General features: G+C 70.4%; 20 protein-coding genes. 8 read left to right on the forward strand and 12 right to left on the reverse strand.

Annotation, left to right across the window (positions count from 1 at the left end):
- Positions 1-24: 24 nt before the first annotated feature.
- Positions 25-426, reverse strand: a complete 402-nt coding sequence (locus PO78_RS05125; protein WP_004265734.1) for a DUF995 domain-containing protein — start codon at positions 424-426, stop codon at positions 25-27.
- Between the two features lie 128 nt (positions 427-554).
- Positions 555-1,178: a TetR/AcrR family transcriptional regulator gene (locus tag PO78_RS05130; protein ID WP_004265737.1), complete on the reverse strand. Its 624-nt coding sequence runs from the start codon at positions 1,176-1,178 to the stop codon at positions 555-557.
- Between the two features lie 198 nt (positions 1,179-1,376).
- Here PO78_RS05130 and PO78_RS05135 point away from each other — a divergent pair, with 198 nt between their 5' ends.
- From PO78_RS05135 to PO78_RS05150, 4 genes are all read left to right on the forward strand, one after another.
- On the forward strand, positions 1,377-2,576 hold the full coding sequence (locus PO78_RS05135) for an efflux RND transporter periplasmic adaptor subunit (RefSeq protein WP_043742514.1): 1,200 nt from the start codon (positions 1,377-1,379) through the stop codon (positions 2,574-2,576).
- Between the two features lie 11 nt (positions 2,577-2,587).
- Positions 2,588-5,746, forward strand: coding sequence for an efflux RND transporter permease subunit (locus PO78_RS05140; protein ID WP_043742515.1), 3,159 nt, complete (start codon positions 2,588-2,590; stop codon positions 5,744-5,746).
- Position 5,747: 1 nt separating this feature from the next.
- Positions 5,748-7,226: an AdeC/AdeK/OprM family multidrug efflux complex outer membrane factor gene (adeC, locus tag PO78_RS05145; protein WP_043742517.1), complete on the forward strand. Its 1,479-nt coding sequence runs from the start codon at positions 5,748-5,750 to the stop codon at positions 7,224-7,226.
- A gap of 238 nt (positions 7,227-7,464) precedes the next feature.
- Positions 7,465-8,598, forward strand: coding sequence for a CobW family GTP-binding protein (locus PO78_RS05150; protein ID WP_012584479.1), 1,134 nt, complete (start codon positions 7,465-7,467; stop codon positions 8,596-8,598).
- Positions 8,599-8,677: 79 nt separating this feature from the next.
- Here the strand turns inward: PO78_RS05150 and PO78_RS05155 are convergent, their stop codons facing one another.
- Complete coding sequence (locus PO78_RS05155) at positions 8,678-9,163, reverse strand: hypothetical protein (protein WP_043742519.1); 486 nt, start codon at positions 9,161-9,163, stop codon at positions 8,678-8,680.
- A gap of 65 nt (positions 9,164-9,228) precedes the next feature.
- Positions 9,229-9,705 carry a bacteriohemerythrin gene (locus tag PO78_RS05160; RefSeq protein WP_004265753.1) on the reverse strand — a complete coding sequence of 159 codons (477 nt, stop codon included), beginning with the start codon at positions 9,703-9,705 and terminating at the stop codon, positions 9,229-9,231.
- A gap of 208 nt (positions 9,706-9,913) precedes the next feature.
- Between PO78_RS05160 and PO78_RS05165 the strand changes: the two genes are divergently transcribed.
- Together PO78_RS05165 and PO78_RS05170 are read left to right on the forward strand one after the other, a co-directional pair.
- Positions 9,914-11,368, forward strand: a complete 1,455-nt coding sequence (locus PO78_RS05165; RefSeq protein WP_231570624.1) for a DUF2868 domain-containing protein — start codon at positions 9,914-9,916, stop codon at positions 11,366-11,368.
- Entirely contained in the window at positions 11,365-12,753 is a 1,389-nt protein-coding gene (locus PO78_RS05170) for a GTPase/DUF3482 domain-containing protein (protein WP_043742521.1), read from the forward strand. Before PO78_RS05165 ends, PO78_RS05170 begins: the two co-directional genes overlap by 4 nt.
- Before the next feature lie 124 nt (positions 12,754-12,877).
- On the opposite strand, the gene PO78_RS05175 is transcribed toward PO78_RS05170, so the two are convergent.
- Entirely contained in the window at positions 12,878-13,156 is a 279-nt protein-coding gene (locus PO78_RS05175) for a type II toxin-antitoxin system HicA family toxin (RefSeq protein ID WP_004325032.1), read from the reverse strand.
- Between the two features lie 34 nt (positions 13,157-13,190).
- Positions 13,191-14,639 (reverse strand): PEP-CTERM sorting domain-containing protein, encoded by a 1,449-nt coding sequence (locus tag PO78_RS05180; RefSeq protein ID WP_231570625.1) that lies wholly within the window; start codon positions 14,637-14,639, stop codon positions 13,191-13,193.
- A 187-nt stretch (positions 14,640-14,826) separates the two neighbouring features.
- Here PO78_RS05180 and PO78_RS05185 point away from each other — a divergent pair, with 187 nt between their 5' ends.
- Positions 14,827-15,882 carry a hypothetical protein gene (locus PO78_RS05185; protein WP_043742523.1) on the forward strand — a complete coding sequence of 352 codons (1,056 nt, stop codon included), beginning with the start codon at positions 14,827-14,829 and terminating at the stop codon, positions 15,880-15,882.
- A gap of 176 nt (positions 15,883-16,058) precedes the next feature.
- Here the strand turns inward: PO78_RS05185 and PO78_RS05190 are convergent, their stop codons facing one another.
- From PO78_RS05190 to PO78_RS05200, 3 genes are all read right to left on the reverse strand, one after another.
- Positions 16,059-17,735, reverse strand: a complete 1,677-nt coding sequence (locus PO78_RS05190; RefSeq protein WP_043742525.1) for an ATP-binding domain-containing protein — start codon at positions 17,733-17,735, stop codon at positions 16,059-16,061.
- A gap of 8 nt (positions 17,736-17,743) precedes the next feature.
- Positions 17,744-18,013: a hypothetical protein gene (locus tag PO78_RS05195; protein WP_156147773.1), complete on the reverse strand. Its 270-nt coding sequence runs from the start codon at positions 18,011-18,013 to the stop codon at positions 17,744-17,746.
- Positions 18,014-18,115: 102 nt separating this feature from the next.
- A complete protein-coding gene (locus PO78_RS05200; protein ID WP_043742529.1) occupies positions 18,116-19,123 on the reverse strand; it encodes a DUF4351 domain-containing protein in 1,008 nt (335 codons plus the stop codon).
- A 179-nt stretch (positions 19,124-19,302) separates the two neighbouring features.
- Between PO78_RS05200 and PO78_RS05205 the strand changes: the two genes are divergently transcribed.
- A complete protein-coding gene (locus PO78_RS05205) occupies positions 19,303-19,896 on the forward strand; it encodes an IMPACT family protein (RefSeq protein WP_004309473.1) in 594 nt (197 codons plus the stop codon).
- Between the two features lie 226 nt (positions 19,897-20,122).
- Here the strand turns inward: PO78_RS05205 and PO78_RS05210 are convergent, their stop codons facing one another.
- From PO78_RS05210 to pxpB, 3 genes are all read right to left on the reverse strand, one after another.
- Positions 20,123-20,893 carry a LamB/YcsF family protein gene (locus PO78_RS05210; RefSeq protein ID WP_004309476.1) on the reverse strand — a complete coding sequence of 257 codons (771 nt, stop codon included), beginning with the start codon at positions 20,891-20,893 and terminating at the stop codon, positions 20,123-20,125.
- Positions 20,894-20,987: 94 nt separating this feature from the next.
- Positions 20,988-22,040: a biotin-dependent carboxyltransferase family protein gene (locus tag PO78_RS05215; RefSeq protein WP_012584489.1), complete on the reverse strand. Its 1,053-nt coding sequence runs from the start codon at positions 22,038-22,040 to the stop codon at positions 20,988-20,990.
- Positions 22,037-22,798, reverse strand: a complete 762-nt coding sequence (gene pxpB, locus PO78_RS05220) for a 5-oxoprolinase subunit PxpB (protein ID WP_043742532.1) — start codon at positions 22,796-22,798, stop codon at positions 22,037-22,039. Before pxpB ends, PO78_RS05215 begins: the two co-directional genes overlap by 4 nt.
- Positions 22,799-22,815: the final 17 nt, after the last annotated feature.

The raw sequence follows: 22,815 nt of genomic DNA on the forward strand, positions 1-22,815 counted from the left end.
CATCGAGTCCGACCCCATTGATTCTCAGAGCTTGTAGGGATTGCCCTGCTCGATCTTGAAGCGGCCAGCGTAGTTGCCGCCGTCGAAATAGCGGATTTCGCCGTCCGCCTCGTACAGCCGCGCGCAGCGCCGCTCGCCGCCGCGCCAGGAGGTCCAATGGTTGCAGTGCTGGCCGTCGGCGGTGACGTCCCACTTGCCGGTGTCGCTGCTGTTGCCGCTCTTGCCGCGCGTGGTGCCGTCGGGGGCGTTGTAGATCATGAAGCCGCTGCCGGACGCGGTGGTGCCGGTTGCAGTGTTGCCGGACAGCAGGGTGCGGACCTTCGCCGCGTCGAGCGGCTTCATGCCCTTGTCGGCAAGTTCTTTCTCGGTGGATGCGCAGGCACTCAGCAGCAGTGCCGCCGCCGCGCAGGCGAGCAGTCTGTTCATTTGGGTCTCCGTCGGGACGTTGTTGTGGTCCTTTGCCGTTGCGCGGCGCGAGAGCAGTGCGCCGCTATGACTGGTCTAGGACTTGGTCATGCGTTCGTCAAGCCGAGGGGATGCCTGGTGCCGGAAGCTCAGCCCGGCTGGTCGAGCAGATCGTTGATGGCGAGCTGGATGCGCTGCGCCACGTGCTTGCGGTCGAGCTCGGGGTTGCGGATCGTGCGCAGCAGCAGGCCTTCGAACAGGGCTGCGAGCACTTCGACCATGTCGGCAGTTGCTTCCGGCGTGTCGTCGTGGCCGGCGGCGCTGCGGATGGCGCGGATGGTGACCATCAGTTCGCGCCGACAGGTGGCGTCGGCCTCGCGGACGATCTGCGCCACGTGTGAGTTGCGCGCGGCCTCGGCGACGATCTCCACCTTCAGCGCTGCGCTGTCGGGGTCGAGCTGATCCAGCACGCCTTCGGCGGCGCGTTCGATCAAGGCATGGCGTACGTTGCAGGCGGCGCGCAGCTCGGCGGTCAGGGTCAGCAGGGTTTCAAGATCCTGCGCCACGATCGCGGCGATGATCGCCTCCTTGTTCTCGAAGTAGTGGTAGATATGGCCGGCGCTCATGCCCGCGATCTTCGAGATCCGTGCGATGCTGGCGCCATGAAAGCCGTGCTCGCGGAAGCACTGCGCGGCGGCGGCGAGGATCTGCTGGCGACGGGCGGTGGCGCGCGAGGCTTCGGTAGTGTGGGGCGTGGGGTCCGTGATCTGCATGCTGCTCCGGTCAGCCCTTCGCTCCCGCCGGCGATGAACCACCGGGGCGGGACGATGTCCTTAAAAATCTTGCGATGCAGCAAACCATAACATAGAATGAGCGTTCGATCTAGAATAACCATTCTAATGAGCGGGATGTCGGCCAGCGATCAACAGTCGCACGCCGGTGTCGTCGTTTCTCGCGTTCACGAGGCTCCAATGAAGACAAGCTCCCAACCCCTTTTCAGGTCCGCGGCTGCGGTGGCGCTGAGCGCCCTGGTCCTGGCCGCCTGCAGCGGAGGCAAGGAACAACAGGGCGGCGCGCCGGGCGCCGGGGCGCCGCCGCAGGCGCCGGCGGTGACCGTGATGACGGTCGCCAGCGGCAGCGTGCCGATGGTGACCGAGCTGCCCGGCCGCACCACGCCCTATCTGATCGCCGAGCTGCGCCCGCAAGTCACCGGCATCCTCACCCAGCGCGCCTTCGACGAGGGCAGCGAGGTCAAGGCCGGGCAGGTGCTCTACCGCATCGACGACGCCCCCTACCAGGCTGCCCACGACAGCGCCAAGGCGGCGCTCGCCCGTGCCGAGGCCAATGCCCAGGTCGCGCGCATCAAGGCCGAACGCCACGCCGGGCTGGTCAAGATCGACGCTGTCAGCAAGCAGGCCAACGACGACACCCAGGCCGCGCTGAAGCAGGCCCAGGCCGAGGTCGCCGCGGCGAAGGCGGCGCTCGACAAGGCGCGCATCGACCTCGACTACACCCGCCTCAAGTCGCCGATCTCCGGGCGCATCGGACGCTCGGCGGTGACGCCGGGCGCGCTGGTCACCGCCAACCAGACGCAGGCGCTCGCCACCGTGCAGCAGCTCGACCCGATCTACGTCGACCTCACCCAGTCCAGCGCCGACATGCTGCGCATGCGCGCGGAGATCGCCGCCGGCCGCATGCAGACGGGCGCCAAGGGCGAGGTGCCGGTGAAGCTGATCCTCGAGGATGGCAGCGAATACGCCGTCGAGGGCCGCCTGGCCTTGTCGGAGGTGACGGTGGACGAAGGCACCGGCAGCGTCACCCTGCGTGCGAAGTTCTCCAACGCGGACGGCGTGCTGCTGCCGGGCATGTACGTGCGCGCCCGCCTGCCGCAGGGTACGCGCAGCGACGCGATCCTGGTGCCGCACAAGGCGCTCAGCCGCGACCCGCTCGGCAACGCGCTGGTGATGGTGGTGAACGCCGAGAGCAAGGTCGAGGCGCGCCCGGTGAAGGTGGCGCAATCGCTCGGTTCGGACTGGGTGGTGACCGGCGGCCTGACGGCCGGCGAGCGCATCATCGTCGAAGGCCTGCAGAAGGCCCGCCCGGGCACGCCGGTGCAGGCGCAGGAAGCCGGGGCAGGTGCGCCGCCGGCCGCCGCGCCCAAGGCCAGCTGAGGTAGCCGACCATGGCCCGTTTCTTCATCGACCGACCCATCTTCGCGTGGGTCATCGCCATCGTCATCATGCTGGCGGGCGCCCTGTCCATCCAGCAGCTGCCGGTGTCCCAGTACCCGTCGATCGCGCCGCCGGCGATCGTCATCAACGCCAAGTACCCCGGCGCCTCCGCCAAGGCGGTGGAAGACTCGGTGACGCAGATCATCGAGCAGAAGCTCACCGGCCTCGACGGCCTGCTGTACATGCAGTCGACCAGCGACGCCTACGGCAACGCCTCGACCACGCTCACCTTCTCCGCCGACACCGACCCGGACATCGCCCAGGTGCAGGTGCAGAACAAGATGCAGACCTCGCTGCCGCTGCTGCCGCAGGCCGTGCAGCAGCAGGGGGTGACGGTCGCCAAGTCGGCGATGAACTTCCTGATGGTGGTCGGCTTCGTGTCGGCGGACAACTCGATGACCGGCACCGACCTGTCCGACTTCCTGGTGTCCTCGGTGCAGGACCCGCTGTCGCGCGTGGATGGCGTGGGCGAGGTGCAGGTCTTCGGCGCGCAGTACGCGATGCGCGTGTGGATCGACCCCGCCAGGCTCACCAACTACCGCCTCACCCCGGGTGACGTGCGCGCCGCGCTGATGGCGCAGAACACCCAGGTCTCGGCCGGCCAGCTCGGCGGCACGCCGGCGCTGCCAGGCCAGGGCTTCACTGCCACCATCACCGCGCAGAGCCGCCTGCAGACCGTGCAGGAGTTCGAGGACATCCTGCTGCGCAGCAGCACCCAGGGCGGCGAGGTGCGCCTGAAGGACGTCGCCCGCGTCGAGATCGGCGCCGAGAACTACGGCACCGTCGCGCGCTTCAACGGCCAGCCCGCAGCCGGCGTAGGCATCCGCCTCGCCTCGGGCGCGAATGCGCTCGACACGGCGACCGCGGTGCGCACCCGGCTCGACGAGATGAAGCGCTACTTCCCCGAAGGCGTCGAGTACGTCGTGCCGTACGACACCACGCCCTTCGTCAAGATCTCGATCGAGTCGGTGGTGATGACGCTGATCGAGGCGGTGGTGCTGGTCTTCCTGGTGATGTACCTGTTCCTGCAGAACTTCCGCGCCACGCTGATCCCCACCATGGCGATCCCGGTGGTGCTGCTCGGCACCTTCGGCCTGATGGCGGCCTTCGGCTTCTCGATCAACACGCTCACCATGTTCGGCATGGTGCTGGCGATCGGCCTGCTGGTGGACGACGCCATCGTGGTGGTCGAGAACGTCGAGCGCGTGATGAGCGAGGAGGGCCTGCCGCCCAAGGAGGCCACCAAGCGCTCGATGGACCAGATCACCAGCGCGCTGGTCGGCATCGGCCTGGTGCTGTCGGCGGTGTTCGTGCCGATGGCCTTCTTCGGCGGCTCGACCGGCGTGATCTACCGCCAGTTCTCGATCACCATCGTGTCGGCGATGGGCCTGTCGGTGCTGGTGGCCATCGTGTTCACCCCGGCGCTGTGCGCCACCATGCTCAAGCCGGTGCAAAAGGGCCACGAGCATGGCGAAGGTGGCCTGTTCGGCCGGTTCTTCCACTGGTTCAACCTCAAGTTCCACAACGGCACCCAGCGCTACGAGCGCAGCGTGGGCGGCATCCTCAAGCGCAGCGTGCGCTTCCTCGCCATCTACCTCGCCATCGTCGCGGTGCTCGGCCTGCTCTTCGTGCGCATGCCGACCTCCTTCCTGCCCGAGGAAGACCAGGGCGTGATGTTCAACCAGGTCATGCTGCCCGCCGGCGCCACCCAGGAGCGCACGCTCGAGGTGCTGAAGAAGGTCGAGGACCACTTCCTCGAGAACGAGAAGGACACCGTGCGCGCCATCTTCACCGTCGCCGGCTTCTCCTTCGGCGGCAGCGGCCAGCACATGGGCATCGGCTTCGTGAACCTGAAGCACTGGGACGAGCGCAGCGCGCCCGGCCAGGACGTCAAGTCGATCGCCGGGCGCGCGATGGGCGCGTTCGCGCAGATCCGCGAGGCCATGGTGTTCGCCTTCGTGCCGCCGGCGGTGATCGAACTCGGCACCTCGGGTGGCTTCACCGTGCAGATGCAGGACCGCTCCGGCCTCGGCCACGAGGCCCTGCTGGCCGCGCGCAACCAGTTCCTCGGCATGGCGGCGCAGGACAAGCGCCTGGTCGGCGTGCGTCCGAACGGCCAGGAAGACATGCCCGAGCTGCAGCTCGACATCGACCACGCCAAGGCCGGCGCGCTCGGGCTGTCGGTCGCCGACATCAACGACACCTTGTCGACCGCCTGGGGTGGCAGCTACATCAACGACTTCCTCGATCGCGGCCGCATCAAGAAGGTCTACCTGCAGGGCGACGATCACGCGCGCATGACGCCCGAGGACCTCGACAAGTGGTACGTGCGCAACAGGACGGGCGACATGGTGCCGTTCTCGGCCTTCGCCACCGCACGGTGGACCTACGGCTCGCCGCGCCTGGAGCGCTTCAACGGCCAGCCGTCGATGGAGTTGCTCGGCCAGGCCGCGCCCGGGCTGTCGTCCGGCGAGGCGATGCAGGCGGTCGAGGACATCATGGCGAAGATGCCGCCGGGCATCGGCTACGACTGGTCGGGCACCTCGTATGAGGAGCGCCGCAGCGGCTCGCAGGCGCCGGCGCTGTACGCGCTGTCGCTGCTGGTGGTGTTCCTGTGCCTGGCGGCGCTGTACGAGAGCTGGTCGGTGCCGTTCGCGGTGATGCTGGTGGTGCCGCTCGGCGTGCTCGGCGCGCTGCTCGCCGCCACCGGGCGCGGGCTGTCGAACGACGTGTATTTCCAGGTCGGCCTGCTCGCCACCATCGGCCTGTCGTCGAAGAACGCGATCCTGATCGTGGAGTTCGCCAAGGCGCAGATGGAAGAGGAGGGCAAGGACCTGATCGCGGCCACGCTGACCGCGGTGCGCATGCGTCTGCGCCCGATCATCATGACCTCGCTCGCCTTTGGCTTCGGCGTGCTGCCGCTGGCGATCGCCACCGGCGCCGGCGCCGGCAGCCAGAACGCGATCGGCACCGGCGTGCTCGGCGGCACCATCGCCGCGACGCTGCTCGGCCTGTTCTTCGTGCCGCTGTTTTATGTCGCGATCAAGCGCGTTTTCCCGGACAAGCCCAAGGGTGAGGCCGTGGCGCCGATCGCCCAGGAGGGACGTTGAGATGAAGACCCACGCAAAAGCCCTGCTCGTGCCGGATTCGGTGCCGGTGTCGAGCGTCCGTCGCGCGCGTGCAGCCACGACGCTGCGCAGCCTGGTAGTGGCGCTCGCCGCCGCCACGCTCGGCGCCTGCTCGATGATCCCGGTGTTCGAGCGCCCCGCGGCGCCGGTGCCGGCGACCTTCCCGCAGGCGACGCCGACCGCGGCCCCGGTGGTGGCGCCCCTGGCCGACACCATCGCCTGGCGCGACTACTTCGCCGATCAGCGCCTGCGCGAGGTGATCGCGCTCGCACTCGAGAACAACCGCGACCTGCGCGTCGCCGCGCTCAACATCGAGCGCGCGCGCGCGCAGTACGGCATCCAGCAGGCGGACCTGTTCCCGTCGATCGCGGTCAGCGGCGGGCAGAGTGCGCAGCGCGTGCCGGGCGACCTGAGCATGACGGGTGACTCCAACGTCAGCCGCCAGTACTCGGCCAACCTCGGCTTCGCCAGCTACGAGCTCGATTTCTTCGGCCGCGTGCGCAGCCTCGAGGAGCAGGCGCTGCAGAACTACCTCGCGACCGAGGAGGCTCGCCGCAGCGCGCAGATCAGCCTGGTGGCCGAAGTCGCCAATGCCTGGCTTCGCCTGGCTGCAGACCGCGAACGCCTGGCGCTGGCGCACAACACCCGGCAGACCCGCCAGGCGTCGTTCGATCTCGTGCGGCGCAGCTTGGAGCTGGGGGCGGTGTCGGCGCTCGACGTGCATCAGGCCGAGACCCTGCTGCAGAGCGCGCGTGCCGATGCGGCACGTTTCGAGACGGTGGTTGCGCAGGACCGCAACGTGCTCGCGCAACTGGTCGGCGGCGGTGTCCCGGACACGCTGTTGCCGGACGGGCTCGAGCAGGCGGTTGCGACGGTGGCGGAGCTCCCCGCCGGGGTGCCCTCCGAGGTGCTCACGCGCCGTCCCGACATCGTGCAGGCCGAACGTGCCCTGCTCGCGGCCAATGCCAGCATCGGCGCTGCGCGTGCAGCCTTCTTCCCGCGCATCACGCTCACCGCCAGCGCCGGCACCGCGAGCAGCACGCTCGATGGCCTGTTCGACGGCGGCTCGGGGGCGTGGAGTTTCGTGCCGCAGTTGCGCCTGCCGATCTTCGAGGCCGGCCGCCTCCAGGCCAGCCTGGATCTCGCCGAGATCCAGCGCGACATCAACGTCGCCCAGTACGAGAAGGCGATCCAGTCGGCGTTCAGGGAAGTGGCCGACGCCCTCGCCGAGCGCGCGACCGTCGCCGAGCGCATCGACGCCCGGCGCAAGCAGGTGGCGGCGACGCAGAACAGCTTCAAGCTGTCCGACGCCCGCTACCGCGGTGGCGTCGACAGCTACCTGAGCCTGCTCGACGCCCAGCGCAGCCTCTACGCAGCCGAACTGGAGCTGATCGGCGTGCGCCTCATCGAGGCGACCAACCGCGTCGAACTCTACAAGGCGCTCGGCGGCGGCTGGCAGTGACCGCCCCTTCCCACCCACCGCGATCCGGCCGCCCGTAGGCGCGACGAGAGTCTCGACGCAGCGCCCATGTACTCGGCGGCGTCGGTTGCCATCTGCAGCGCCGTATCGCGACTCGCGTCGCTCCTACAAGAAACACCGCGCTTGCAGTGGCGCCTGTAGGAGCGACGCAAGTCGCGATCGGCGCTCGGGTTCGCGGCAGGCTTCTGATCGTCGGGTGCGCCGGCTACACTGCGGCGCCATGAACATTCCCGCGCAATCCGCCGACGTCGACCGCCGCATTCCGGTGACCCTCCTCACCGGCTTCCTCGGTGCCGGCAAGACCACCCTGCTCAACCACCTGCTGCGCCAGCCGCAGATGGAGGGCAGCGCGGTGCTGATCAACGAGTTCGGCGCCGTCGGGGTCGACCACCATCTGGTGGAGAAGGTGGACGAGAGCCTGGTCGTGCTCGACTCGGGCTGCATCTGCTGCAGCGTGCAGGGCGACCTGGTGCGCGCGCTCAAGAGCCTCTTCATGCGTGCGCTGCGGCGCGAGCTGAAGGGCTTGCGCCGGGTGCTGATCGAGACCACCGGGCTCGCCGACCCCGCGCCGGTGATCCACACCCTGATGGCCGAGCCCTTCCTGTCCGAGCGCTACCGGCTCGACGGCGTGGTGACCGCGGTCGACCTCACCCATGCGCGCGAACAGCTCGCCCACCACAACGAGGCGGTGCGCCAGGTCGCGATGGCCGACCGGGTGCTGCTGACCAAGGGCGATCTGGCCGCCGACGCGATGCGCGCCGAGGTGGGTGCGCTGGTGGCCGCGCTCAACCCCGGCGCGCGCCAGATCGAGGTGGCGGGCGGGGAGGTGGGGCCGGAGGCGGTGTTCGGCTGCGGTCTGTACGACCCCGCGGGCAAGACCCCCGACGTGGCCGCCTGGCTGGGCGAGGAGGCAGTGCGCGCCGCGCATCGTGCACCCGTTGCGCCACTGTGGCGCAGGCCGGGCCGGAGCGGGGCCGGCGTTCACTCTCTCACGGCCGCGGAGCAGGAGAACTCGCGCCACACCCCCGGCGTGAGCGCCTTCGTGCTCGTCTTCGACGAGCCGCTCGACTGGTTCGGCTTCTCCGACGGGCTCGCCTTGCTGCTGCAGGTCTACGGCGGACGCATCCTGCGCATCAAGGGCCTGCTCAACGTCGCCGGCGACCCGCTGCCGCGGGTGCTGCAGTGCGTGCAGCACAGCGTCTATCCGGCGAGCAGCCTGCCGGCCTGGCCGGATTCGGCGCCCTACGACGACCGCCGCAGCCGGCTGGTGTTCATCGTGCGCGAGCTCGCCGAGGACGAGGTGATCTCCATCCTGGGCAGCTTCACCGGGCAGCTGCCGCGCCGCACGGACTGAAGGGACGAATCCGCCGCCGCCCGCGTTCGAGCTCCGGCCCCGCCGCCTGCGTCGCGGTCCCGCGGCCGGCTCGGCTTACTCAGTCGCAGCGCGCCTTGCACTCGGCGCCGCTGCAGTCCGCGGCCTCCACCACGCACTCCGACTTGGTGCGATGCACGAGGCGGTGGTCGTTCTCGTAGTCGCAGATCACGCGGGTGAGCGTCTTGACGCGCTCGATGCTCAGCTTCTGTGCCTTCGAGGCCTTGATCGAGGCCGCGTCGACGTTGCAGGACAGGTAGCCGTCGAACTTGCCGCCCTCGGCCTCCCACAGTGCGACGTTCTTCACTTCCTTGTAGTTCTCGAAGCTCGCGCAGGTGAGCACGTCGCGGCCGTACAGGCGGGCGTTGTCGCTGCAGTAGCCGGTGTAGGTGTACTTGAGTTCGTCCTCGGTCGGGCAGGGCTGGACCTGGGTCGCCGTGGACAGCGTGGGGCAGGCGAGCGCTTCGGCGTGTGCGGCGGTGGCGCCGAGGCTGCCGGCGAGGACGAGGGCGAGGAGGGCGAGTCGGACCGTGGAAGTGTGCTGCATCGTCGTGTTTCCGGAAGGGTGAGTCGGGTTGCCTGTGGAGGAGTCTGAGGCCTGGCCTGCCGTTCTTACCAGAACTTCCACCACCACTTGCGCTTCTTCATCGCCTGCTCGACGTGATCGGACCACTTGCTGGCTCCGCCGGCCTCGACGAAATACGCGCCGAAGCGCTTGTCCGCCTCGTTGATGTGGCGCGTGAGCCATACCTTGAGGAAGTGCAGGAGTTCGAAGGTGATGGTCGCCTGGCCGGAGTCGAGCTTGTCCTGCAGGGCCTGCACCTGGGCGATCAGGTCCTCGTGGTTCTGCTTGTGGGTGGCGAATTCGGGGTAATTCGACACCCGCATCAGGCTCTCCTCGACCGCAAAATGGGTGCGGGTGTAGTCGGCGAGCTTGTCGAGGATCTGGCGCGAGGTGGTCGAGCCGTGGTGTTCCTTGATCGCGACGTGGAGCTGGTTGAGCAGCTCGACGAGCTCCTTGTGCTGCTCGTCGATCTCCTGCAGGCCGATGCTGAACTCGTCGGTCCAATGGAACAGGTCGGTACTCATGGGCGCGTCCGGTGGTGGGCGGAAGCCACAAGGCTAACGATTTTGGCTGGGTGTTTATTGATTGAGATCAATTCTCGCCCGGCTCAACCCATTTGCCATGGCGGATCGGCGCCGGATCCGTGCACAGGCGGTCGAGTCCATGCGCTTCGCCGGCGAGGTTGCTATCCTTCCGCTTCCCGACTTCGCCGACCTTTCGTCCGGACCCCGCGTGCCCACGTCATTCCCGCCGAACTCCCTGTCCCTGCGCTGGCTGGCCGAGCTCGTCCGCCGCCATGAAGAACGCCATCCGCCGCTCGACGAGGCGCGCGCGCACGCCGAGGCGCGTGCGGTCGCGGGCGATCTCGAGGCCCGCGTGCTGCGCCGCGCGGCCGTGCTCGAAGCCGCCGGTGGCTGGCGCGAGGCGATCCGGCGCTGGCAGGGGCGCGCGCGCGTGCTGCTGGTGCTCGCCTGCGTGCTCGCCTTCGTGTTCGGCTTCGGCGCCGCCGCGGGTGCGCTCGGCGACGGCACGCGGCCGGTGAATGTGGTGTGGACCCTCGGCGGTCTGCTCGGCGTGCATCTGCTGAGCCTGCTCCTGTGGCTCGCCAGCCTGATGCTGCAGGGGCGCGTACAAGGCGGTGCCTTGCAGCACGGCGGCCTGCTCGGTCGTGCCTGGCTGGCCCTGACCGGCTGGCTCGACCGCAGCCGCGAAGCCGCCGACCTGCCGCTCGCGCTCGGCGGCCTGCTCGGCAGTGGCCGTAGTGCCGCGTGGGGCGTGGGCGCGGCCAACCACGCGCTGTGGTTCGGTGCCCTGTCGGGTGCGACCCTGGGCGTGCTGGCGCTGCTCGCCACGCGGCGCTACGGCTTCGTGTGGGAGACCACCATCCTGCCCGCAGACACCTTCGTCGCGCTGAGCGCGGCGCTTGGCGCGCTGCCCGGCATGCTCGGCTTTCCGGTGCCCGACGCCGCCACGGTACTGGCGAGCGGCGACGCCCCGATGCTGGACGAGGCCGGCCGGCGCGCCTGGGCCGGCTGGCTGGTGGGGGCGATGACGATCTACGGCGTGCTGCCGCGGCTGGCGCTCGCGCTGCTCTGCTTCGGGCTGTGGCGGCGCGCGACGCGTGCGCTTGCGCTCGACCTCGGCCGCCCAGGCTACGCCCGCCTGCGCCCGCTGCTGATGCCCGACAGCGAACGCATCGGCGTGCGCGACCCCGAGCCGGCGGCGATGCCCCACCCGCAGCGCCACGCCGCGGTCGCCCATGGCGACGGCGGAGCGGTGGCCGTGGCGCTCGAACTCGGCGACGACCTGGCGTGGCCGCATGCGCTCGCTGGCGCACACGACGCTGCGGTCGCGCTCGCCTGGCAGGACGGCGGCCGACTCGACAGCCGCGAGCAGCGCCGCAGCGTGCGCGCGCGCTTCGCCGCCCACCCGCCGGTGCGCCTGGTGGTCGCCGTCGATGCCCGCCAGACCCCGGATCGCGGCAGCCTCGGCCTCATCGCCGAACTTGCCGATCACGCGCAGGCGACCCGCATCTGGCTGGCCGGCGTCGATGCCGCGGCGGAGCAGGCCGGGCGGCTGCGCCAGTGGCGCGAGGGCCTGGCCGGGATCGGCCTGGGCGAGGCGGCGGCGCTGGCGGACGCGGGCGCCGCGTGCGGCTGGCTGGAACGGGGAGACGAGGCCCGATGAACGACATCCTGCGCGTGGCCGTGGTCGGCCACACCAACACCGGCAAGACCTCGCTGTTGCGCACGCTCGCGCGCGACGTGGGCTTCGGCGAGGTCTCCGATTCCGCCGGCACCACCCGCCACGTCGAGGGCCTGCGCCTGATGGCCGACGGGGTGCCGGCGGCGGAGCTCTTCGACACCCCGGGCATGGAGGACGCGATCGCACTGCTCGAGTTCATCGACGATCTGGTCGACCCCGGCGAGCGTGTCGACGGCCCCGAGCGCGTGGCGCGCTTCCTCGCCCGCGACGAGGCCGCCGGCCGCTTCGAGCAGGAGGCCAAGGTGCTGCGCCAGATGCTGGCGAGCGACGCTGCGCTCTATGTGGTGGATGCGCGCGATCCGGTGCTGCCCAAGCACCGTGACGAACTCGAGCTGCTCGCCGCGTGCGCGCGACCGCTGCTGCCGGTACTCAACTTCATCGCCGATCCGGTGGCGCGGGCGGACGACTGGCGCGGCGCGCTCGCCCGCCTCGGTCTGCATGCGGTGGTCAGCTTCGACACCGTGGCGCCGCCGCTCGACGGCGAGCGCGAACTCTTCGACACCCTGGCGACGCTGATCCACAGCCACCGCGGCCGCCTGCAGGCCCTGATCGAGGCGCGTGCGCGCGAGGCCGCGGCGCGTCGCGAAGCCGCCCGCCGCCTGGTCGCCGAGCTGCTGGTCGAGCTCGCCGCACGCCGTGACCGCCTCGCCGATTCCGAGGACGACGAGGCTGCGCTGCAGCGCGCGGTCGAGCGCCTGCGCGCGGACGTGCGCAGTCGCGAGCAGGCCTGCGTGGACGCGCTGCTGCGCCTGTACCGCTTCCGCGCCGACGACGCGCGCATGGCCGAGTTGCCGCTCGCCGACGGACGCTGGGACGACGACCTCTTCAACCCCGAGACCCTGCGCCAGATGGGCGTGCGCCTCGGCACCGGGGCCGCCGCGGGCGCGGCAGCCGGCGTCGGCATCGACCTGATGACCGGCGGCCTCACGCTGGGCGCCGCCGCCGCCCTCGGCGCTATCGCTGGCGGCCTGTGGCAGACCTTCGGCCACTACGGCGAGCGCCTCGCCGCCAAGCTGCGCGGCCACCGCGAACTCACCGTGGACGACGCCATCCTGCGCATCGTCGCGCTGCGCCAGCGCAGCCTGCTGGTCGCGCTGGACGGGCGCGGCCACGCCGCGGTGAAGCCCATCGAGTTCGATGCCGGGCGCGCAGGCATGCCGATGATCGCCGACCCGGTGAGCGTGCGCTGGCGCAAGGATGCATTGCCCGAGGCGATCGGCCGCGCCCGCGCCCACCCCGAGTGGGCGGAGGCGGACGGCGGCCACAAGGACGAGGCGATCGCGGAGCTCGCGCGCTCGCTCGCCTGAGCGACGCCCGTCGAGGACGCGCGCGGCCTGCCGGCTGGAGCGCCCGGATTCCTGCGTCGCACGCCTCCGGGCGCGTGGCGCGGCGGCGAAGCCCCGCGACCGCGATGCGGTCGGGCGCGCTGCGTCAGCCCGTGCCGTCCTGGTAGCTCGACGGCGACACGCCGGCGCTGGCGAGGAATTCGCGCAGGTCCTTCACCGCCTGCTTGCCGAAGTCGCTGCCGTGGTGCGGGTGGTGCAGGTAGAACTCGCGCCGGTTCAGCACGACGCGGAAGCGCGCGCCGTGGCCGCTTTCGACCTCGGCGCCGAGGTGGCTCAGCAGCGACTCGACCTCGCGCCAGTGCAGGTTGCCGGCCGGCGGATCGCGGAAGATCGCTTCCAGGGTGTGGCGATGCTTGTTGCTCATGGCGGACTCCGGGCGAAGCGGGAATCCGCTCATGCTAGCGCAGCGAGCCTCCGGCGCGGCAACTGCGTCGCAGTCCTCCGAGCGCCAGCACCGCCAGGGCCAGCAGCGCGAGCGAGGACGGTTCCGGCACGGGAGTGAAATTGGTGGTGATCGGGGTCATGCGACCGGTAAACCGGCCATTCCCGGTGAAACCGATCTCGGTCACGAAAGCCTGCACATCGGTCGGATCCAGTCCTGCCGACGGCTCGATGCCGAGCACGCGGAACCGATCCACGCCGCCGCCCGTGAAGTCGAAGCGCTCTCCTGCGTCCAGAAAGGTTTCGAACACGAAGTCGGCGAGGTTCAGGTCGTAAAGCCAGAGTTCGAAGATTCCGTCACCGACGTTCGGCAGGGTGACGCTTGCGAACAGTGGATCCCCGCTGCCGATCTGATAGTCATAGCCGACCGCGACCACCGGATCGATCAGGATGGTCTCGCCGGCCCTCACCTCGATGTCGAAGTTGAAGTTTCCCGCACTGTCCACGCTCGGCAGGTAGATCGTCCTGTCGCCGGCGTCGTCCGTGAGCGGGGTGAACTCGAAGAAGGTGCGTGCGCGGCCCTTGATCAGGCCGGGTTCGGCGGATTCGAGGATCACCGCCACTTCGTACTTGCTCCCCTGCTCCAGGCCGCTCGGCAGCCCGGGAAGCCCGCCGTTGCTGAAGGCCTGATCCAGGGTGTAGCCGTTGCTGCCCAGCGGCAGGACGGCCTCGTGCACGAGCGTCGCCGCGGTGATGCGCCCGGGCTCCTCGGCGTCGATGCGCCGAAGCTGGATACGGATGTTGGTGATCGGCGCGGTGGTGTGCGGGACGGTCCACGACAGGGTGGGGGCGAGGCCGCCGCCGGTGATCGCGACATCTTGCAGGAAGGGCAGGTTGACGCTGCTGTCGTAGTCCGGGGCTGTGACCCACTTCGTGGTTTCGCCGCCGGGGGCGGACGGGTTCTCGATTCGCAACGCGAACGGGGTCGCGTCCCAGGCGGCGAGCTGCCCCTGTACGAAGGGATTGGCGAGATTGAAGGTCGTCGTGTAGTCGTTCTTGCCGCCGCCGCCGCCGGATTGGAGGCCGACGAACTGCAGGCGGGTATCGAGCCCAGGAGTGGAGGGGTGCGTGACGAAGATCGCGGTCTCGCCGCCGTTCGAGCTCTGATCGTAGAAGTCCGTATCCGGCGAGGGGGTCACCCTTGCGCTCACGCGCAGGCGGTCCGTACCCGCACCGGCAAAGAAGCGGCCAGCGCCGAGCCGGTCGTTGAATACCTGGACCATGTCGACACCGATGTCGAAGGGTTGCGAGGCGATGGCTGCTGCGTGGCTGCTGGAGACGGTCGCCGCGGCGGCGAGGGCGAGCAGAAATCGATAGGCTCTTGGGGCGGACATTCGTGATCTCCCGAGCTGGATGTCATCGAGGAATGCGAGGGATGTCGGTGCGTGGGCTGCAATCGAGCGCATATTCAATATAGAACGTGTTCATGAATGCTCAACGAGTTTCTGATGCACCTCGAATACCTTCGCCCGTCGACGGCGCGGCGCGGGCGTCGGTCCCCGCAGATGGACTTCGAGGCGGCCGATCGCGGTCAAGGAACGTGACGGGATGTCGTTAGGTGTACCGGTCAGTCACCTTTGCGAGGCCTTAGACATGAAAGTCACCGCGTCCAGTGTCGAGCTCCAGTCCTCGCACCGTTTCGCCCAGTCGCTGGAGACCCGTGAGCGCCTCGAAGTCTGGCGAGGCACGCGCGATGCCGGCTCCGCAGCGGCGAGCACGCAGCCCCCGGTGGTGGCGCTCTCCGCCGCGGGCCAGAACGCCCTGGCGGCCGAGAGCGCGACTGCGGCGGTGGACGCGGTCGCCGAGGAGGCGGTCGAAGACGATCCGCGCCTCGCCATGCTGATCCGCATGATCGAGTTCCTCACCGGCGAGCCGGTGCGGCGCTTCAGCATGCGCGACCTGCAGTCTGCCGACGCCGCCGAGCCTGGCTATGAGACCGGCGCAAACCCGGGTACGAGCGGCCAGGCTGGTGCACGGCGCGCCGGCTTCGGGCTCGAATACGACTTCAGCAGCCGCTTCAGCGAGACCGAGACGATTTCCTTCGGCGCCGCCGGCGTGGTGCGCACCGCGGACGGTGCCGAGATCCGTTTCGAGCTCGGCTTCGAGATGTCGCGCAGCTACACCGAGTCGGTGGCGGTCAGTGTGCGCGCCGGCGACCAGCGCCTGAAGGATCCACTGGTGCTCGACTTCGGCGGCCCCGCGGCGGCGCTCTCGGAGGTGCGCTTCGACTTCGATCTGGATAGCGACGGCACCAGGGAGAAGCTTCCGCTGGTGAGCGGCAGCGGCGTCCTCGCCTTCGACCGTAACGCCAATGGCCGCATCGACGATGGCCGCGAGCTCTTCGGACCCGCCAGCGGCGACGGCTTTTCCGAACTCGCCCGCCTCGACGACGATGCCAACGGCTGGATCGACGAGGCCGATGCCGCCTGGTCGCAGTTGCGCGTGTGGCGGCCGGATGCGGCGGGCAAGGGCAGCGTGCGGTCGCTGAGCGAGGCGGGCGTCGGCGCCCTCCACCTCGGCCGCGTGGCGACACCGTTCAGCCTGAAGGGCGCTGCGCACGACACCCAGGGTGTGATGCGCGCGAGCGGCGTCTATCTGCGCGAGGACGGTGGGGTCGGCACGCTGAGCCAGGTCGACCTGAAGGTCTGAGCGCGCAGCGGCGCGGCATCCTGCGTCGCAGCCCGACGGCCGCTCGCGACTCGCGTCGTTCCTGCAGCGCGGCTCCAGGAACGTGGTGTTCTTCGCAGGAGCGACGCGAGTCGCGATGGCGGCGGTTGGGTAGCGCTACGTTTCCCGGAGACCCGCCGCGTTCGGGGGGCGGCGCCTCAGCCCGCTTCCGCGACCGGCGCGAGCGCGGCCGCCGCACGCTCCGACGCCACCAGGATCAACTTCATCGTCGCCCGCGTGGCGCCGACGAAGAGCTTGCGCATGGTGAGCTCGTCCATTCGCCCGCCCGTCGTCTCGAAGTCGATCTCGGTAAACAGGATGCAGGGCGCCGACTGGCCCTTGAAGCGATACACCGAATCGATCAGCAGTTCGCCCTGCGAGTGCTCCGGCTCGCCGAGCAGGTCGTAGCGGCCGGTGAAGGCGCGCAGGCGGTGGGGGCCGAGGTGGTCGAGCGGGGTGAAGCGCGAATGCTCGCGGCCGCGGAAGGTCAGCAGCACGATCGCGTCGCGGCGGAAGCCCAGGCCGAGGGCGCGCGTGATCGCGCGTTTGGTGGCATCCATCAGCCCGGCTTCGTCGCGCCAGGCGAAGAGCTCCGGTTCGCTGTCGGTCACCGGGCTGCCGGCGCGCACCGGGGCGGGCAGTGGCAGGCGGGCGTTGAGGAGTGCGAGCACGTCGGCCGGGGTGCGGTAGTTGGTGTCGGCGCTCAGCCCCACCCAGCCGGGCAGCGCCACCGGCGGACGGTCGTAGAGGTTCTGCAGCGGGTCTTCCAGCCACCAGGCGCGCCCCGCCGGCTTCAGCAGCGCGAGCAGGGCATCGCGCCAGGGCTCGGTGAAGTCCTGGCCCTCGTCGATGATGAGCTCGTCGAACTGCCAGGCGGGATCGGGCTGCTCGCGCACCAGGGTGGCGAAGTCCGCCTCCATGCGGCGAAAGGCGCCGGGCGCGCCGAAGGCCGGCTTGCGGCCGGCGTCGCGCACGCGGCGGTCGCAGAGCTGGTGGTAGGTGGCGATCTCGCCGCCGGCAGGCGCGATACGCGCGAAGTGGTCGGCGAGCGGACGGTTGTAGCACACGTAGAGCGGGCGCCGGCCGGCGGCGAGCGCGTCGGTGTAGGCGGCGAGCGCGAGCTGGGTCTTGCCGCTGCCGGCGGTGGCGGTCACGCGCAGGCGGTGCGGCTCGACCACGATGCGGCGCGCCCACTCGGTGAGCCCGCCCGACAGCCGGGTGGTGAGGTCTTCGACCTGGCCGATGTGCGACTGCACGTCCGGCACCAGCTCGAGCAGGTCGGCGAAGAAGCGGTGGAGGGCCTGGCGGTGCGCGGCGTCGAGCGCCGGGTCGCCCTCCTGCGGCCGCGTCAGCGCGGCGACGATCGCGGGGAGCTGGTCGCGCCGGCCGGCGTCGACGATGCGCTCGGGGTCGAGTCCGGCGGTGCCGGGCTGGCGCACGCTGTGGTCGGGGCAGTGCAGCAGCACGTCGAGCACGGGCTCGGTGCCGTCGAGCAGCGGGCGCAGGCGGGCGCGCAGGGCGTCGGCGTTGCGCGCGAGCTCGACGCTGAGCTGCGCCGCGCGGCGCCTGCCGGGGCGCAGCAGGCCGGCAGGCGTCTCGTCGAGGAAGCCGGCCTGCTGTTCGACCAGCAGCACCCGCCCGCCCGGGCCGACCACGGCGAAATCGACCTCGCCGAACACCGCCGTGCGACCCTCGGCGCGCGTCCAGTGCAGGCCGTGGTAGATCGTGGTGTCCTCGGGCAACGCGGCGGCGAGGCGGGCGAGGGTGGCGAGCTCGCGCCCGCGCGCGCCCTCCGCGGGGAGCAGGCGCCAGCCTTCGGGGTGGGTGCGGGCCATGGTGGGCCTCAGTCGATGGGCTCGAACAGGCGGGCGACGATGCGCTGGCAAGACGGGAGCTCGAAGGCCTCGGGGTTCAGATCCGCGCAGGCCTCGGCGAAAGGACGCATCCCCTGCTGCAGATGGGCGAGCAGGGCGGGGAAGTCGTTCGTCTTTTGGATCACGCCGACGCCGCCTTCGAAGGCGCGGGTCATCAGCTCGAGCGGGGCGGAGTCCTGCGGGATGGGCGCGTCGGCGGGGTTCATGTCGAGAATGTAATGGCGTTCATCCGCTTTCACGGTTGCGGGGCGAAGTGGCCGGATCGCTTCACCCATCGGAGACCGGCGGGGTTGCGGCGGTTTGCGCACGCCGCTCACCCCCGTCCAGCGTGAGCCCGTGCTTCAGTTCCCCGCGAACACCTCGTCGATCGTCCGCGCCTCGAGCACGCGCTCGGCCCAGATTTCGAGCTGCTCGGGCGTGGACTGGGAGAGACGCCGGATGATGTCGGGGGAGAGCGGGCCGAAGCGCCGGTTCAGCAGGCGCAGGAGGACGCTTGCACTGCCTTGGGCACGACCCTTCTCGATCCCCTGCTCGATCCCCTTCTCGATACCGATTTCGAGCCCTTGCTCCATGCCCTTCTGCAGCCCGCGCTCGATCGCGAGTCGTTCGACGCTGGTGACGTACTTCACTTTGCGTTCTCCTTCAATACTTTCAATATCTTGCCACAGTCTCTGCTCGAACTCCCTGGGTAGTCGCATCATCCAGTCGAGCACCGAAAAGAAGTCGAGGATGCGTTGTCGCGTCCAGTCGCGTTCATAGAGTAGTCGCACCAGGCGGCGCTTGGCGTCGAAGCGGGCGATCGGGCTGCGGCGGGTGCGACGGGTGTAGAGGTGCGCGGCGGTGACGAGTGCGAAGGGGTTCGGGTTGCACAGCAGCGCGGCTTCGTCCGCTGCGTGGTCGACCAGCTTGGCGACCGGAAATTGCAGATTGTGCCGGCAGCCGAGGCGCTCGTAGCCGAAGCGGTCGGGGCGCCAGGCCGGGTCGTCATCGGCGAGCACGGCCAGGCTGGCGACCGGACGGTCGTAGCTGTCGTAGATGCGGTAGTTATAGACGAACATCCGGCGTGCGAAGTCGGGGTCCATGCTTCCCTGGACCTCGATGTGCACACACAGCAAGTCCTCCTCGCCGGCGTGCGTGGTGACGCTGGCGAGCTTGTCCACATGGCGCCGGCCGAGCGCGGCGTCGCGTACGATCTGCTGCAGCTCCTTGTCGAGGAAGCGGTGGCCGCGCGCCCAGTCGATCTGGCGGCCGGCATCGGGGAAGTAGAAGTCGATGAACTCCGGGAAGGCGTGCTCGACGGCCTCCTTCCACGGACTGTCGTAATCGTCCTGCGCGGCGCTGGCGGGCATTGCGAGCTCCTGGGTGAGGGAGCTGGAATGCTATTTGGAAATATGACAAAAGGGAATTGGGGGCATTGGGATGCGTCCCCGAATTTTCGGAGTATCCGCGATTTTCGGGGGCTGCACGCCATGGCAATGCCGGCTGGCCGCCGCCGTGCCGCCGCGCGAATCGGACTAGAATCCCCCCCATGCCGCTGACCCTCGCCGCTCCCGTCCACAGCGAACTGATCATCAAGAAGAGCCGCTTCATCGGCTGCGTGCAGCCGATGAGCGACCGCGCCGGCGCGCAGAAGGTCGTGGCCGCGTTGTGGGCGCAGCATCCGGGGGCGCGCCATGTGTGCTGGGCGCTGCTTGCGGGCGGGCAGTCGGCGGCGGTGGACGACGGCGAGCCGAGCGGCACCGCCGGGCGGCCGATGCTCGACGTGCTGCGCCACCAGGACCTGGAGGGCGTGCTCGCCACCGTGGTGCGCTACTTCGGCGGCGTGAAGCTGGGCGCCGGGGGTTTGGTGCGCGCCTACACGGACGCGGTGGCGCAGGCCTTGCTCGAGGCCGAGAAGGTGCCGATCGTGCGCCTGGCGACGCTGCGCTGCGTGGTGCCGTATGCGATGGAGGGGCTGCTGCGGCGCGAGCTCGACGCCGCCGGGGCGAGCCTGCTCGCGGTGGCGCACGGGCAGGCGGTGGAGCTGTGCTTCAGCCTGCCCGAGGATGCCGCCGCAGCCCTGCGCGCGCGCCTTGCGGAGGCGGGGCAGGGCCGGATCGAGTGGATCGCGGAGGTCGAGTGAGCGTTGGGCGCCAAGGGGCGGCAGCGTCCGGGTTTGCGCGGGGGCGAGGATCGCGACTTGCGTCGCTCCTACAGGGCGCCTGGGGCGTAGGGTGTGGTCGTAGGAGCGACGCAAGTCGCGATCGAATCATCCGGAGTCCTCCCCCCGGCGTATCCGGCGCATGCGCAGATCAAGCGCCGAAATCGCGACTTGCGTCGCTCCTGCCTGATCCGCCGGCGGGTCGGCCTCAGGAGAGCTGTGGCAGGGGGGCGATGGTCCAGCCGCGCGCTTCGAGTTCCGTGCGCAGATGTCGCGCGCTCTCCACTGCGCCCAGGGTGTCGCCGTGCACGCAGATGCTGTCCATCGAAGTCGGCAGCACCTTGCCGCTCTGGCTGACCACGCCGCCGGCCTCCAGCATGCGCAGCACGTGGGTGACGAGTTCGTCGTGGTCGTGGATGACCGCGCCGGGCTGGCCGCGCGGCACCAGCGTGCCTTTGTCGGTGTAGGCGCGGTCGGCGAAGACCTCGCCGGCGACCCTCAGCCCGGCGCGCGCGCCGGCCGCATGGAGTTCCGACAGCACCGGGGCGAGCAGGATCAGCCCGGGGTCGATGGCCTTGACCGCGCGCGCGACCGCGTCGGCGAGCGCCGCATCCTCGCAGGCCTGGTTGTTGAGTGCGCCGTGCGGCTTGACGTGGGTGACGCGGCCGCCTTCGGCCGCGGCCATGCCGGCGAGCGCGCCGACCTGGTAGATGATCATCGCCTCGAGCTCGGCCGGCGCCATCTTCATCGGCCGGCGACCGAAGCCCTGCAGGTCGGGGTAGGCCGGGTGGGCGCCGAGGCTCACCCCCGCCGCGAGCGCCGTGCGCACGGTGTGGCGCATCACCAACGGGTCGCCGGCGTGGAAGCCGCAGGCGATGTTGGCCGAGCGCACCACCTGCAGAAGGGCCTCGTCCTCGCCCATGGTCCAGGGGCCGAAGGATTCGCCGAGGTCGGCGTTGAGGTTGATCGTCTTGTTCATGGGCGGGGCTCCTTGGGGTGGGGAGATCGGGGCGTGCTGGCTGGGGGCCGGGATTGCGACTTGCGTCGCGCCAGGGCGGGCGGCGCTTGCGCGATCAATACAGCGGTCGGTATTCGGTGCCGAGGGCATGCACGACCCCGTCGACCAGGTTCCCGGTGTACAGCGCCATCAGGTCGATGCCATCGGGCGGCAGGGCGCGGATCGAGGCGATCAACGCCCGGGTCTCGGTCTCTGCGGCGCGCGCGATGCACGCGCCCTCGGCGGCGCTCACGGCGGCGAAGCGCAGGCTCTGGCCGGGGCGCAGCGCGGCGAGACGGCCGAGGTCGGCGCCGATCACGGTGGCGATCTTGGGATAGCCGCCGGCGGTCTGCGCGTCGGCGAGCAGCACGATGGGCTGGCCGGCACCGGGCACCTGGATGGAGCCGGGCACGGTGGCGTCGGAGACGATCTCGGCGGCGCCGGCGTGCTCCAGCTGCGCGCCCTCGAGGCGGATGCCCATGCGGTCGGCCTCGGTGGTGACGCGATACTCGCCGCCCACCAGGGCGTCGAGCGCGGTGGGGCTGAAGTGGTCGGCCTGCGGACCGGGCACCAGGCGGATCGGACCGGTGTCGGCCGCGGGCGACTGGGCGAGCACGCGGTCGCTGTCCCAGGGGTCGGCGTCGGCGGAGAGCGCCAGGCGCGTGCCGGCGCCGAGCGCACGGCCATCCACGCCGCCGATGCCGGCGCGCGCATAGGTCGAGGCGCTGCCCATCACCGCCGCCGGCTCGAGGCCGACGATCGCGACCATGGCGATGCGTCCGCCCTCCATCTTGCGGATGCGCAGCTGCTCGCCGTCGGCCAGCGTCACCGAGCGCCACGGCGCGAGCTGGCGCCGGCCCTCGGTGCCTTCGACCTCGACCACCGCGTCGCCGGCCACCGCGAGCTTCACCGCGCCGCCGCTCGCGGCGACGTGCAGGCCGCCGTCGAAGCATTCGATCACCGCGGCGTCCTCGGCGCGACCGGCGAGCGCATTGGCGATGCGCATCAGGCGGCGGTCGAGCACGCCCGCCCAAGGCACGCCGATGCGGCGGTGGCCGCGGCGGCCGCCGTCCTGGATGGAGGCGAAGGCGCCGGGGGAGAGGATTTCCACTTCGGTCCGGGTGCTCATGCTGCGTTCTCCGCGGGGGTCGGGGCGCTTTCCAGCCATTGCATGGGGTCGATTTCGGCGCTGGCGAGGCCGGCCTCGATGGCGCGGCATTCCTGGGCGCTCACCGGGACGAAGCGCACGCGGTCTCCGGCCGCGAGCAGCGAGGGCGAGGTGCGGCGGGCGTCGAACAACGGCACCGGGCAGCGCCCGAGCAGGTGCCATCCGCCGGGGCTCTCCCAGGGGTAGATCGCGGTCAGGCCAGTGGCGATCGCCACGCTTCCGGCGGGCACGCGCACGCGCGGCTGGGCACGGCGTGGCAGGCGCAGCGGCGCGGGCAGGTCGCCCATGAAGGGGAAGCCGGGCAGGAAGCCGATCATGTAGACCAGGTATTCCGCTCCGCTGTGCAGCGCGACGACCTCGTCCTCGCCGATGCCGATCGCGCCCGCCACCTCGGCGAGGTCGGGGGCGGCCTCGCCCTCGTAGCACACCGGCAGGCGCCAGTGGCGGCCGTCGGTGGTGCTGCCGTGCTCGGCGGCGGCGATCAGCGGCTGCAGCGCGGCGAGCACTGCATCGCGGTCGGTGACGAGCGGGTCGAAGAACACGGTCAGCGAGCGGAAGGTGGGCATGGTCTCGATCACGCCCGGCAGTCCGCCCGCCTGTTTCAGGCGCAGCACGGCGGCGTCGAGCGCATCGACCTCGGCCAGCAGGGCGGGATCGATGATGCTGCCGAATTCGATGGTGAGCGCGGCGTCGCCGGCGTCGAGGATGCGAAAGCTCACGGGAGGGCTCCCTGGTG

Origin of the sequence: Thauera sp. SWB20, from assembly GCF_000831325.1 — a bacterium.
Classification (GTDB): Bacteria; Pseudomonadota; Gammaproteobacteria; order Burkholderiales; family Rhodocyclaceae; genus Thauera; species Thauera aminoaromatica.